This is a genomic window from Sphingobium indicum B90A (genome assembly GCF_000264945.2).
GTDB lineage: Bacteria > Pseudomonadota > Alphaproteobacteria > Sphingomonadales > Sphingomonadaceae > Sphingobium > Sphingobium indicum.
In genome coordinates, this window is sequence record NZ_CP013071.1 from 62,154 (window position 1) to 74,665 (window position 12,512).

Genomic DNA, 12,512 nt, shown 5'->3' on the forward strand with positions numbered 1-12,512 from the left:
GCCTCTCCTGAAGGCGGGGGTTGACCTTTGGCCGACAAGCCCGGTTGTTCTTTTGTCTTAGTAATGCTAGCAGAGGGTTAAATCATATACAATATGATCTGCACGGGAAAATCTGCGCCTTTCGGAACGGCGCGTGTGGGAGAAGGAATATGGCGACGCTGCCGTTGGCCGGCATAAGGGTACTCGACATTTCTCAGGTCATGGCAGGCCCGTTCTGCTGCATGCTGCTGGGCGACATGGGCGCGGACGTCATCAAGATCGAACCGCCAAAGACGGGCGATTCGACGCGCCACTCCATGGGATTCCGCCTGAAGGGGGAGGACAGCCCCGGCTTCCTGGCGCTCAACCGCAACAAGCGCAGCATCGCCCTCAACCTGAAGGACGACGCCGATCGCGAAGTGCTCTATGCGCTGGTCAAGAGCGCCGACGTGCTGGTGGAAAATGCCCGCCCCGGCGTCGCGGCGCGGCTGGGCATCGACTATGACACCCTGGCCGCGATCAATCCGCGCCTCGTCTATGCCAGCATTTCCGGCTTCGGCCAGACCGGCCCTTGGGCACAGCGCCCCGGCTTCGACCTGATCGCGCAGGCCATGTCGGGCATTTTGAGCTCCAACGGCTTTCCCGGCATGGAACCGGCGAAGAACAGCATCGCCGTGGCCGACCTGGGCGCGGGCCTGTTTTCGGCCTACGCCATTCTTTCCGCCATCATCGGCCGGGAAAAGAGCGGGCAGGGCCAATATATCGACGCATCGCTGCTGGAAGCGGCGCTGGGCCTCTCGATCTGGGAAACGACCGAGCTTTGGGGCACGGGCAAGTCGCCCACGCCCATCGGATCGGCCAACCGCATGTCCGCCCCCTATCAGGCGGTGCAGGCGTCGGACGGCTGGTTCGTCATCGGCGCGGCGAATCAGGGCCTCTGGCTGACCTTCCTGCAAGTGCTCGGCCGGCCGGAGCTTCAGGACGATCCGCGCTATTCCACCAACGCCGCCCGCGTGACGAACCGCATCGCCCTGATCGAGGATCTGGCGCCGACCTTCCTCACCCGCACGCGGGAGGAATGGATCGACGCCCTGCTGGCGGCGGGCGTCCCCGCCGCGCCGATCCTGGACTATGGCGAGGCGGTCGGCAGCGAGCAGGCCGTCGCCCGCGACATGGTGATGCAGGTGCCCCATCCGGTGGAGGGCGAGTTCAAGGCGCTCGGCTTCCCGGTCAAGATGCGCGGCACGCCGCAGGAGGTCCGCCTGCCCCCGCCGCTGCTCGACGAGCATGGCGAGCTGATCCGGCGGGAACTGGCGGAAAGGGGCCTGCTCGCCCCGCAGCGGGAAGCGGCGAAATGAGCGAGGCGCGCCTTATTTACGAGAAGCGGGGCGACCAGGCCCATATCCGCTTCGACAACCCGGCCGCCCACAATGCGCTGACCGGCGCGATGTGGCACGACCTGCGCGATGCGGCGCGGGACATAGCGGCCGACCGCTCCATCCGCGTCGCCGTGTTCCGCGGCGTCGGCGGCAAGGCGTTCATATCCGGCACCGACATCTCCAAATTCGCGGATTATGAAAGCGGCCGGCAAGGCGTCGATTATGAACGCGACATCGACGAATGCATGGGCGCTCTCGACGCCATACCCTGCACCACCATCGCGGTGGTGGAGGGGTGGGCCGTGGGCGGCGGCATCAACATCTCCTCCGCCTGCGATTTCCGCATCGCGACGCGGGACGCGCGCTTCGGATCGCCGATCGGTCGCACCATCGGCAATTGCCTGTCGGCCGCCAGCGTGGCGCGGATCGGCGCGGCGGTGGGCCTGCAACGGGCGAAGCGCATGGTGCTGCTGGGCGAGATGCTGACGGCCGAGGAACTGCTCGCCAGCGGCTTCCTGCTGCGGATCGTGGAGCGCGAGACGCTGGATGCGGAGGCCGACGCGCTGGCCCGGCGCGCCGCCGAAAACGCGCCGCTCACCACCCGCGCCACCAAGGAGACGATCCGGCGCATGACCTTCGGCGCCTTGCCCGATGTCGAGGATCTGATTGCGCAGGTCTATGGCAGCGCCGATTTCCGGCGGGGCGTGGCCGATTTCCTGGCGCGCACGAAGAAGCTGCCGGACTGGACCGGCGCCTGACGCGGAACGGGGGGGGGGGGGCGGTTCCGCCGCCCCGCCCCTTATTTACCGCATTTGCATTCCGGCCCCGCCTTGGCCGGTTCGGGCCTTTGCGCCACGATCCTGACATTGGGCATCAGCGCCGCATTGGGCGGCAGCGCCAGGTCGCCGGCGGGAAAGCCGTTGGCTTCGAACATATAGGCTTCGATGTCCGCGACCTTCCGCCCGCCCAGGCTGCCCGGCGCGTTGAGCGGCATGGTCGTCTGGATGCGCGCGAACAGGTCGCCCGCCGAGGTGTTGTTCCAGTTGTTGAGGAATGTCGGCCCGACCAGCGCGGGCGCGACGTCGATCCCGGCCAGCGTGTCGCCATGACAGGCGGCGCAATTTTCCGCATAGGCGGCCTTGCCGCGCTCCGCCTGATCCTTGGTGTAGACCCCGGTCCAGACGTGGCGTTCCGGCGCCTGCGCGCGCGTCACGACCGCCCCGCCCGCCAGCAGCAGCGCGCCCGCCAGCCAATATCCCCGCGTCACCTTGCCCATCAAGCCACTCCTGCCATTAAGCCACTCCGGGAAGTCGGAACGCCACCAGTTCGGCGCTGTAATTGCCGCCGCCGATGGCGACGACGATATATTGGCGGTTGTTCAGCATATAGGTCATGGGCGATCCGCTCTGCGGCGCGGGCATGTAGACCGCGCCCTTCTCCTCGCCCGTGGCCTTGTCATAGGCGCGCAGCATCGCGCCCCTGATGCCATATTCATTGGTGTAGAAGCCCGCCTCGCCGCAGATCACCAGGCTCTTGGTGCAGAGCGGCCCCAGATTCCCCGCCCGGCCGGTGCGGGGAATCTTCAGTCCCTTGAGCGCCGGATGGTTGCGGACATTGTCCGGCGTCTCGCCATGGGCGACCTGCCATTTGAGGTCGCCCTTGCTGAGGTCGATGGCGGTGATGCGGCCATAGGGGGGCTTGAGCAGCGGCAGGCCCTGCACGGTCAGGAAGCCGGGCGGCGGGCCGGAGCCGGGCTTCGCCGCCGGGGGCCGCATGAAGGGCGTCGGCGCCGCCGCGCCCATCGCCACCTGCGGCCGCACTTCGGACCCGGCAATGCCGTGCACATGCGGAAATTCGGAGACGCTGGGGTCGTCGTTCGGGATGATGCCGATCACCGACGGCTGGGTCTTCGAATAGACGAAGACGGTATGGCTTTCCGGGTCGTAGCAGCCGCCCGGCCAGTTGGTGCCGCCCTGGATGCCCGGAACGGAGATGGTGCCCCAGCGGCCGGGCTTGCTGACCACGGGCGGCGTGTAGAGCGGCCCGATCTTGTACTGCTTCACCAGCTCCACCGCCTGCTTGCGCAGTTCCGGCGTGAAGTCGATGAGGTCGTCCATGCCGATGCCCTGCACGTCATAGGCGGGCGGCTTGGTCGGAAAGGGCTGGGTCTTGGCATACCATTCGCCCGGCACGTCGCCCGCCTCCACCGGCCGCTCGACAATGGGCCAGATCGGCTGGCCGTTGGTGCGGTCCAGCACATAGAGGAAGCATTGCTTGGTCGGCTGGGCCAGCGCCTTCACCGTCCTGCCGTTCACCGGAATGTCGCACAGGATCGGCGCGCAGGGAATATCGCGGTCCCACAGGCCATGATGGACAAGCTGGTAATGCCAGCGCCGCACGCCCGTCTCCAGGTCCAGCGCGACCAGCGATTCCCCGAACAGCGCATTGCCGCGGCGGAACATGCCCATCTCGTCGCCGGTGGGCAGTTCCACCGGCACATAGACCAGCCCCAGTTCCTCGTCGGCGGACATTTCCGCCCAGACGCCGCCATTGCCGGCTTCGTCGGCATCGCCGTTCAGCCAGCTGTCATAGCCATATTCGCCCTTTTTGGGGATGGTGTGGAATATCCACTTGCGCTTGCCGGTGCGCACGTCGAAGCCGCGCACATAGCCCTTCACATTCTTGCGCACCGCCGGCACGTCGCCCGCCGTATGCGCCGCGCCCACCACCACCGTGTCGCGGGCGACGAGCGGCGTCGCGTGCAGCCCGACATCGGCGGTTTCCGGGTCCAGTTCCTGGTCGAAATCCTTTTTCAGGTCGACCACGCCGTTCACGCCGAAGGCCGGATCGGGAATGCCGGTCGCCGCGTCCAGCGACACAAGCTGATAGCCGATGGTCACGAACAGGATGCGTTCCTGCTTGCCGTCGGTCCAGTAGGAACAGCCATGGCCCGAAAGCTGGCGCGGCGAATTGAGCGCGCGCTGCCCCTCATCCTTGCGGAACATCCAGAGCAGTTCGCCGGTCGCCGCGTCGACGGCCACGCAGTCGCGCCGCGACCCGGCGGTCAGGAACAGCCGCCCCTTGACCAGCAACGGCGTCGGTTCGAACTGATATTCCTTGCGCGCCCCCAATATGTCGGTCTTGAAACTCCACGCGACCTGAAGGTCGCTGAAATTGTCGGCGTTGATCTGGTCGAGCGGCGAGTAGCGCGTATTGGCCTGGTCGGCCGCATAATGGCGCCATTCGGTGTCCGGCCCGCCGGGCTGTTCCTGCGCCATGGCGCGCCGCACCGGGGCCGTGCCGATGGTCGCGGCGACGGCGACCGTCCCGCCCAACAGCCTGCGTCGGGTCATCTTCAACATCGCGCTTTAGGCCCCTTCCCTCTCTCTTTCCCGGCTGCGGCTTACCAGCTCACCGCGATATATTTGGCTTCGCAATATTCCAGCAGGCCGTGATGCCCGCCCTCGCGCCCCAGGCCGCTCTGCTTGACGCCGCCGAAGGGCGCGGCGGCGTCCGACACCAGGCCGCGATTGACCGCCACCATGCCCGCCTCGATCCGCTCCGCCAGTTGCAGCCCGCGCTTGAGGTCGGCGGTATAGACATAGGCGGCCAGGCCATATTCGGTCGCATTGGCCAGCGCCACCGCCTCCGCCGGATCGTCGAACGGGATCACCGCCGCGACCGGGCCGAACACCTCCGTCGTCAATATCTCCGACCCCGGCTGGACGTTCGCGATCACCGAGGGCGGGTAGAAGAAGCCCGCGCCCTCCGGCGTCCTGCCGCCCAGCCTGACCTCCGCGCCGCGGCCGACCGCGTCCGCCACCAGATGCTCGATCTTGTCGATCGCCTGCCGGTTGATCATCGCGCCGCACTGGGTCGCGCTTTCCGTGCCGGGGCCCATCTTCATCGCGCCCATGCGCTCCGCCAGCTTCGCGACGAAGGCGTCATGGATGCCGCGCTGGACGTAGAAGCGGTTGGCCGCCGTGCACGCCTCCCCCGCATTGCGCATCTTGGCGACCATCGCGCCCTCGATCGCCTCGTCGATGTCGGCATCGTCCAGCACCAGGAACGGCGCGTTGCCGCCCAGTTCCATGGACGAGCTGATGACCTGGTCCGCCGCCTGGCGCAACAGGATGCGGCCGACCTCGGTCGATCCGGTGAAGGACAGCTTGCGCACGCGCGGGTCGTGCAGGATGCCGCTGCACAGCGGGCCCGGATCGCTGCTGTTGACGACATTGACCACGCCCGCCGGCACGCCCGCCCGGCGCATGATCTCCGCCACGGCGAGCGCCGTCAGCGGCGTTTCCTCGGCCGGTTTCAGGATGCAGGTGCAGCCCGCCGCCAGCGCCGGGGCGATCTTGCGCGTCGCCATCGCCGCCGGGAAGTTCCAGGGCGTGATCAGCAGGGCGATGCCGATGGGCTGATATTGCACCATGATGCGGTTGGCGCCGGACGGCGAGACGGCCAGTTCCCCGTTGATGCGCACCGCTTCCTCCGCATACCAGCGGAAGAATTCGGCGGCATAGGCCACCTCCCCCCGCGCATCGGGCAGCGCCTTGCCATTTTCCAGCGATATGAGCTGCGCCAGCCATTCCTGCTCCGCCATCATCGCATGGAAGCAGGCGAGCAATATGTCGGCGCGCCTGCGCGGCGGGGTCGCGGCCCAGTCCGCGGCGGCCGCGGCGGCGGCGTCCACGGCGGCGATGCCCTCGGCCGGACTGGCGTCGGCGACGGAGGTCAGCACCGTCTCCGTCGCGGGGTTGAGGATGTCGATGCGCCTGCCGCTGGCGGCGGGCACCCACGCCTCCCCGATCAGCAGGTCGGTCGGAATGGCGAAGGGGCCGGCATGGCCGTCGGTCGTCGTGCAGCTATAGCTTTGCGTCGTCATGGGAAACCTTGTTCGAGAAGTCAGGCTGACTTGAGCGCCGCCCGCTCGCCGGCAAAGGCGGCGCGGGTGATGCTCTGCATCGCCGGGAGATCGAGGGGACGGGGATTGTTCTTGACCAGCCTGGCGGCGTTCAGGGCGTTTTCCGCCACGAAGTCCTGCTGCTCCGCCTTCAGCCCCAGCGCCGCCAGGGAGCGGGGGATGTCGACGCTGCCCAGCAGGTCGGCGACGGCATCGATGAACGCCTGAGACATGTCCTCCTCCGCCGCGTCGGGCAGTCCCACCGTCCGCGCCAGTTCGGCGAAGGCCGGGGCGCAGAAGGGACGGTTGAACTGCATGACATAGGGCAGCAGCGTCGCCACCCCGTCGCCATGCGCGGTGTGCGTCAGGTTGCCGACCGGATATTGCAGCGCATGCGCCGCCGCCGTGCCCGCCGTGCCGAAGGCGCAGCCCGCCGCCAGCGCCGCCAGCATCAGCCCCTCGCGCGCCTCCATGTCGCCGCCGTCGCGATAGGCCCGCTCCAGGAAGCGGAAGATGTTGTCGACCGCCAGCCGGGCGAAATGGTCCGACAACAGGTTCTTGCCCACGAACACATGATCCTGCGTCAGCATCGGGTCGGCCGGGCGCGCCAGCGTCGTATAGGCCTCCACCGCATGGGTCAGCGCGTCGGCGCCGGAACAGGCGGTCAGGGCGGGCGGGCAGGTGGCGGTCAGTTCCGGATCGCAGATCGCGACCAGCGGGATCAGATGCGGGCTGGCGATGCCGACCTTCACCCCGCGCTCGTCGTCGGACACCACCGCGACCGGCGTCACTTCCGATCCGGTGCCCGCCGTCGTCGGCATGGCGATCAGCGGCATGACCGGGCCGGGCACGGCGAATTCGCCATAATAGGACCGGATGTCGCCGCCATGGGTCAGCAGCACGGCGACGACCTTGGCCATGTCCATCGAACTGCCGCCGCCGATGCCGACGACCAGATCGGGGGCGAAGCCGCGCACTTCGTCGACGCAGGCATTGATCGATCCGATCGGCAGGTCGGGGATCGTCCGGTCGAAGACCCGGACCTCCAGCCCATGGGCTTTCAGGTCCGCGACCATGGCGTGGAATTCGGGCTGGGCGGCCTGCCGCTCATCGGTGCAGAGCAGGGCGCGGCTGCCCAGCTTGCCGGCGGCGGAGCCGAGCGCGTGGCGCTGCCCGCGCCCGAACAGGACGGAACGGGGCAGGCGCAGCGCGCCGAAGGCGGTATGGACGTCGCTCACTTCTTCCTACCATCCGCGCCAAATTGTTTCAGATAGGCGATGATGTCGGCGCGATCCTGCGCGGCGGCCATGCCGGGGAAGATCATCTTCGTGCCGGGGACCAGCTTCGACGGGCCTTGCAGCAGCTTGTCGATGCTGGTCTCGTCCCATTTGATGCCCGACGCCTTCATCGCGGGCGAATAGCCATAGCCGCCTTGGCTGCCCGCCGCCCGGCCGACGACGCCGTTCAGCGACGGCCCCATGGCGCGCGCCGGGTTCGGCCCGACCTTGTGGCAGGCGGCGCAGCGCGCGAAAAGCTGCTGCCCATGCGCGGCATTTCCCTTCGGCGCGGGGGCGGCGACCGCCGCGCCGGCGATCACCGCGCCGATGCCCGCAGCGAATATCCAAGTCTTCACCTAAGCAACCTCCTGTCGTGCGCGCCATGCGCGCGATGTTCAGATTTCTTCCGGGGCCCGCGCCCCCTGCCCGTCTTCCAGCCTGCGCGAGGCGTCGATGCGCAGGAACAGCGCCGCCGCGATCAGGCAGAGGACGGAAAGAACCGCAAAGGCGGCGAACCAGCCGCTCATGCTGACGATATAGCCGGTGACCGCCGCCGCGACCGCCGCGCCGCTGTTGCCCAGCGTGTTCATGACCGCCGACACCGACCCCGCATATTCGCCGCCGATGTCGAGCGTCACAGCCCAGGACACGCCGACCGTCAGCTCCAGCCCGAACAGCGCGATGCAGAAGCACAGGATGCTGGCCACATGCCCGTCCATGGCGGCGGCCAGCGGGATCATCGCGGCCGCCGTCAGGAAGCCGACCACGGCGACCGAGCGGCGCGCCATCTTCAGCCCCGCGCCGCGCTTCACCAGCAGGTCCGACGCCCATCCGCCCATCAGGTCGCCCACCACCCCCGCCATCAGCGGCAGGCTGGCGAACAGGCCCATCAACGCGATGTCGAACCCCCGCGCATCGTGCAGATATTTGGGGAACCAGGTCAGGAAGATGTTGATGCAATAGGCGTAGCAGAAATACATGGCCGACAGCACCCAGAGCTGCGAATTGGCCAGCAGGTGCCGCCACGGCACGCTCACCCGCGCCCGGCCCGCGCCCAGCGCGCCCTCGATCATCGCCAGTTCGGCGCCGTTGACCGCCGGATGCTCGCGCGGCGTGTCGCGATAGTACCAAAACCACAGGGCCGCCCAGCCGATGCCGATCAGCGCGAAGGCCATGAAGGGCATGCGCCAGCCGAACTGGACGATCAGCAGCGCGACGAACACCGGCGTCACCGCCCCGCCCAGCCGCGCTCCCGCATGGGTGACGCCCTGCGCCCAGCCGCGTTCCGACGGCAGCATCCAGCGCGACAAGGACCGGGTGGCGATGGGAAATGCCCCCGCCTCCCCCATGCCGAAGAGGAAGCGGCACACCATCATCGACCCGGCCGACCAGGTCAGCGCCGTGGCGGCGGTGAAGGTCGACCACCAGAGCACCACGCCCGTCAGCGCCCGGCGCGGCCCGAACCTGTCGCCCAGCCAGCCGCCGGGTATCTGGAACAGCGCATAGGCGATGGAGAAGGACGCGAAGATCCAGCCCATCGTCACGGGCGAGAAGCCATATTCCTTCTCGATCACCGGGGCCGCCGTGGCGATCACGACGCGGTCCATATAGGTGATGAGATAGGCCAGCACCGTCAGCCACAGGACGACATGGCGCGCCCGCGTCGGGCGCGCCGCGCCGGCTCCGGCGGCGGCGGCGCGCGGTTCCGCGACGCTTGCCTCGCCGGTCACGGGCGGGGTCCGCAGGCATCGGCGGCGCGGCCGGTGCAGGTCTGCCAGATGGTCGGCACCTTGTTGCCGGCGATATAGACGGCGTCGATGGCGCGGGTGTTGCGGATGTCCGCCGTGGGATCGCGGTCCAGCACCAGCAGGTCGGCCCATTTGCCCGGCGCGACCGTGCCGATGTCCCTGGCCCCCATGAATTCCGCATTGGCGCTGGTCGCCGCGGTGATCGCCTGCATCGGCGTCACACCGGCCTTCACCATCAGTTCCAGTTCCCAATGCGCGAAATAGCCGGGGAAGCGCGCCGTCGGGCCGCTGTCCGTGCCCATGCCATATCGGATGCCCGCCTTCGCCTCCGCCGCGAAATTGTCCATCGCATATTGCAGGGTGGGCGCATATTTGGGGAAATTGGGCGCCGCGCCCAGCTTCGCCGCCCGCTCCGGACTGGCCAGTTCCTTCAGCACGGCGGGCGTCACCCCCCGCGCGAAGAAGGGATCGTCCAGGAAGGGCAGCGTCTTGTAGGTGAAGGACGCCTCGCGGCTCAGCGTCGCGGCCATCTGCCACACGCTCCTGGCCTTCATCTGGCCCAGCAGCGCGTCGTCAACGGCGCGGTCGCGCACGGAATGGGCGAAGGCGTCCACGCCTTCCCGCGTCAGTTCGGCGGCGTTGGAATAATAGAAGATATGCGCGACCGCCTTCTTCCCGTCCTTGTGCGCCTGGTCGATCACGGCGCTGCTGATCGGGGGCGGCATGCGTTCCTCCAGCATGCCGAATTCGTCGTCGACCCACAGCTTGATGAGGTCGGCGCCCTTGGCCGCCTCCCTGTCCACCATCGCCCGCGCCTCTTCGGGCGTGGCGACCGACTGGTCGAGGCCGGCGACACCGCCATAGCTGCCCTTGAAGACCACGCCCTGCCCCACGGTATAGACCCGCGACATCGCCGCGCGGCCCTTGCGCCGCTGCTGGATCGGGAAGATCATGTCCTTTTCCGTCCCCAGCGTCTGGACGGTGGTGACGCCGTAGGCGGCGTAGGTGCGGAGCTGCTTCTCGATATTTTCCGGCGTCTGATATTGCAGGTTCTGGGTGATGCCGTCGACCAGCCCCAGATGGACATGGCTGTCGATCAGGCCGGGCATCAGATATTTGCCCTTCAGCCTTTCGACCTTCGCGCCCGCCGGCGCCTTGAGCTTCGCGACCGGCCCGACCCATTTGATCCGCCCGTCCGTCATGACCAGCGCCTGGTTCGCCGCGGGCGCCTTTCCGGTGCCGTCGATCAGCGTGAAGTCGCGCAGCACCCTGGTTTCGGCCATCGCCGTCGCCGGAAGTCCGGCGAGCATCGCGACCGTCAGGCTGACAAGTGAAAAACCGGCTTTCATGGCTGACCGCATATCCATCCTCTCCAGACCTATTTCATATCCTATATGATCTGGTAAGCCCGTGGTAAGTGGTTGCCGCAGGCGCGTCAAGGGCCTTTCCCACCTTGTCGAACGGTCGGGCGGCCCGCGCCGCGCATCATTCCGAAAGCCGGTGCCAAGGACGCGACCGCCATGGCCCGCCCGTCCCCGGCCGGCGGGTTCGCGCTTCAGGCGGCCATGGCCGTCAGCGGGGCGAGGTGCCGTTCGCCCGGTCCATCCGCTGCTGAGAACAGGTCAGATGGTCGCGCACCGACTGCTCCGCCGCGACGGGATCGTGCGCCAGCAGGGCGGCGATGATCGCCTGATGCTCCCGCGCCGCCACTTCGGGCGCATTGGGCTGGGCGCTGTTCTGGTAGAGCGATCGGAAGATCTGGAGATGCGCGTGCAGCCGCTCGATCGTCTCCTCGATCAGGCGGTTGCCGCTGCCCTTGGCGATCAGCCGATGGAGCAGCGCGTCCGCCTCCGCGAAGCGGGCATAGGCCTGCTCGTCGCGCTCGACGACCGCGTCCATGTCCGCCTGGATCGACTGGAGGATGGAGAGCGTCTCGTCGTCCATCTGCTCGGCGGCGCGGGCGGCGGCATAGGGTTCGATCAGCAGGCGCAGCGTGTAGAGGTCATGCACCTCCTCCGGCGTCATCTGCGGGCTGGCGCGGTAGCCGACATTGGTGGTCTTGTAGACCAGCTTCTCCGCCTCCAACTGGCTCAGCGCCTCGCGAATCGGGGTCTGCGAAATGCCGAGCTGCCGCGCCACGGTATCGATGGGGATGCGTTCGCCCGGCGCGATCTTCACCGTCATCAGCATGGAGAGAAGATGCTCATAGGCGCGCTCCACCAGCGTCGGGCCGGAAGCGGCGCGCGCTGTGGGACCGATGGCACTGGCAGGCTGTGACATATTGTGCAGGTCGGACATGATCGCCGCTTATAGGGTCGGATACGGAACATATAGGATATTTTCGTCGCAATGGCGATGGCGTTCTTGCAAAGGCAGGGCGGCGCGAGGGAAATCGTCACGGTCTCAGCCCATCGGCCCGATGCGCACGGCCCCGCCGGAATCCGGCGTCGCGCCCAGGCCGCGATAGTCGATGATGACGGGATGGCGCGTCTCCATCGGCCGGTGGTGGGTCGCGGCGACGACCAGGATGCTCGCGCCGGCGCGTTCCGCCGCCATGATGCCGGCGACCGAATCCTCGATCACCAGGCAACGGTCCGCCCTCGTCCCCAGGCGCTCGGCCGCCAGATGGAAGCAGTCCGGCGCGGGCTTGCCGCGTTCCACATCCTCCGCCGCGATCAGCAGCGGCGGTGCGGGCAGGCCCGCCGCCCGGATGCGGCGCTGGGCAAGCCGGCGCGGGGCGGAGGTGACGACGGCCCAGCGGCAATCGGCCAGCGCGGCCAGGAACGCCGCCGCGCCCTCAATGGCCTCTATCCCCTCGACCGCGTCGATCTCCGCCTGGGTGACGAGCGCCGCCTCCGCCACCGGATCGACGCCGGGCAGCCCCAGCCGCCTGATCGTCTCCACCGACTGAACGCCATGGACGGTCGGCAGGAAGGCGTCGACATCCAGCCCATGGCGCAGCGCCCATTCACCCCAGACGCGTTCCGCCGCCTTGATCGAATTCAGGATCGTGCCGTCCATGTCCAGCAGCACAGCATCCACGGACCTGTGTTCCATCAGCGTCGTCATCCCTGCGAAAAGGCCTTCAGGCTGTATCGACATTCAGAAGATGGCGAGCCGAAAATGGTGGTTTTCCGTGACCCGGCGCGCAGCCTACTCAAAGTAGGTGAGCACCGGAAGCACGGGATTGAAGCGAGGCACGTGACTCGCTTCAACCATTTGC

The 12,512-nt window shown here is 67.9% G+C and carries 11 protein-coding genes; 2 read left to right on the top strand and 9 right to left on the bottom strand.

Annotation, left to right across the window (positions count from 1 at the left end; translation table 11 throughout):
- The first annotated feature begins 149 nt into the window (after positions 1 to 149).
- Together SIDU_RS17955 and SIDU_RS17960 are read left to right on the top strand one after the other, a co-directional pair.
- Positions 150 to 1,337, top strand: a complete 1,188-nt coding sequence (locus tag SIDU_RS17955; protein WP_007688118.1) for a CaiB/BaiF CoA transferase family protein — start codon at positions 150 to 152, stop codon at positions 1,335 to 1,337.
- On the top strand, positions 1,334 to 2,116 hold the full coding sequence (locus SIDU_RS17960) for an enoyl-CoA hydratase (protein ID WP_007688120.1): 783 nt from the start codon (positions 1,334 to 1,336) through the stop codon (positions 2,114 to 2,116). Before SIDU_RS17955 ends, SIDU_RS17960 begins: the two co-directional genes overlap by 4 nt.
- Before the next feature lie 41 nt (positions 2,117 to 2,157).
- Here SIDU_RS17960 and SIDU_RS17965 read toward each other — a convergent pair whose 3' ends face one another.
- From SIDU_RS17965 to SIDU_RS18005, 9 genes are all read right to left on the bottom strand, one after another.
- Positions 2,158 to 2,634 (bottom strand): c-type cytochrome, encoded by a 477-nt coding sequence (locus SIDU_RS17965; protein ID WP_007688122.1) that lies wholly within the window; start codon positions 2,632 to 2,634, stop codon positions 2,158 to 2,160.
- Positions 2,635 to 2,650: 16 nt separating this feature from the next.
- Entirely contained in the window at positions 2,651 to 4,720 is a 2,070-nt protein-coding gene (locus tag SIDU_RS17970; RefSeq protein ID WP_007688123.1) for an outer membrane protein assembly factor BamB family protein, read from the bottom strand.
- A 41-nt stretch (positions 4,721 to 4,761) separates the two neighbouring features.
- Positions 4,762 to 6,246 (bottom strand): NAD-dependent succinate-semialdehyde dehydrogenase, encoded by a 1,485-nt coding sequence (locus SIDU_RS17975; RefSeq protein WP_007688125.1) that lies wholly within the window; start codon positions 6,244 to 6,246, stop codon positions 4,762 to 4,764.
- Positions 6,247 to 6,266: 20 nt separating this feature from the next.
- The gene (locus SIDU_RS17980; protein WP_007688126.1) at positions 6,267 to 7,502 is read right to left on the bottom strand and encodes an iron-containing alcohol dehydrogenase; all 1,236 of its coding nucleotides are present in this window, start codon (positions 7,500 to 7,502) and stop codon (positions 6,267 to 6,269) included.
- The gene (locus tag SIDU_RS17985; RefSeq protein ID WP_007688128.1) at positions 7,499 to 7,897 is read right to left on the bottom strand and encodes a c-type cytochrome; all 399 of its coding nucleotides are present in this window, start codon (positions 7,895 to 7,897) and stop codon (positions 7,499 to 7,501) included. The genes SIDU_RS17980 and SIDU_RS17985 overlap by 4 nt, the downstream gene beginning before the upstream one ends.
- 39 nt (positions 7,898 to 7,936) lie before the next feature.
- A complete protein-coding gene (locus SIDU_RS17990) occupies positions 7,937 to 9,271 on the bottom strand; it encodes an MFS transporter (RefSeq protein WP_025160724.1) in 1,335 nt (444 codons plus the stop codon).
- Complete coding sequence (locus SIDU_RS17995) at positions 9,268 to 10,638, bottom strand: amidohydrolase family protein (protein ID WP_007688132.1); 1,371 nt, start codon at positions 10,636 to 10,638, stop codon at positions 9,268 to 9,270. Before SIDU_RS17995 ends, SIDU_RS17990 begins: the two co-directional genes overlap by 4 nt.
- Before the next feature lie 223 nt (positions 10,639 to 10,861).
- Positions 10,862 to 11,587, bottom strand: a complete 726-nt coding sequence (locus SIDU_RS18000) for a GntR family transcriptional regulator (RefSeq protein ID WP_007688134.1) — start codon at positions 11,585 to 11,587, stop codon at positions 10,862 to 10,864.
- A 105-nt stretch (positions 11,588 to 11,692) separates the two neighbouring features.
- Positions 11,693 to 12,358 carry an HAD-IA family hydrolase gene (locus SIDU_RS18005; protein ID WP_007688136.1) on the bottom strand — a complete coding sequence of 222 codons (666 nt, stop codon included), beginning with the start codon at positions 12,356 to 12,358 and terminating at the stop codon, positions 11,693 to 11,695.
- Positions 12,359 to 12,512: the final 154 nt, after the last annotated feature.

Coding starts and splice junctions, on each gene's coding strand:
- SIDU_RS17955 (WP_007688118.1), top strand. CDS start 150: ATGGCGACGCTGCCGTTGGCCGGCATAAGGGTACTCGACATTTCTCAG.
- SIDU_RS17960 (WP_007688120.1), top strand. CDS start 1,334: ATGAGCGAGGCGCGCCTTATTTACGAGAAGCGGGGCGACCAGGCCCAT.
- SIDU_RS17965 (WP_007688122.1), bottom strand. CDS start 2,634: ATGGGCAAGGTGACGCGGGGATATTGGCTGGCGGGCGCGCTGCTGCTG.
- SIDU_RS17970 (WP_007688123.1), bottom strand. CDS start 4,720: ATGTTGAAGATGACCCGACGCAGGCTGTTGGGCGGGACGGTCGCCGTC.
- SIDU_RS17975 (WP_007688125.1), bottom strand. CDS start 6,246: ATGACGACGCAAAGCTATAGCTGCACGACGACCGACGGCCATGCCGGC.
- SIDU_RS17995 (WP_007688132.1), bottom strand. CDS start 10,638: ATGAAAGCCGGTTTTTCACTTGTCAGCCTGACGGTCGCGATGCTCGCC.
- SIDU_RS18000 (WP_007688134.1), bottom strand. CDS start 11,587: ATGTCCGACCTGCACAATATGTCACAGCCTGCCAGTGCCATCGGTCCC.
- SIDU_RS18005 (WP_007688136.1), bottom strand. CDS start 12,358: ATGACGACGCTGATGGAACACAGGTCCGTGGATGCTGTGCTGCTGGAC.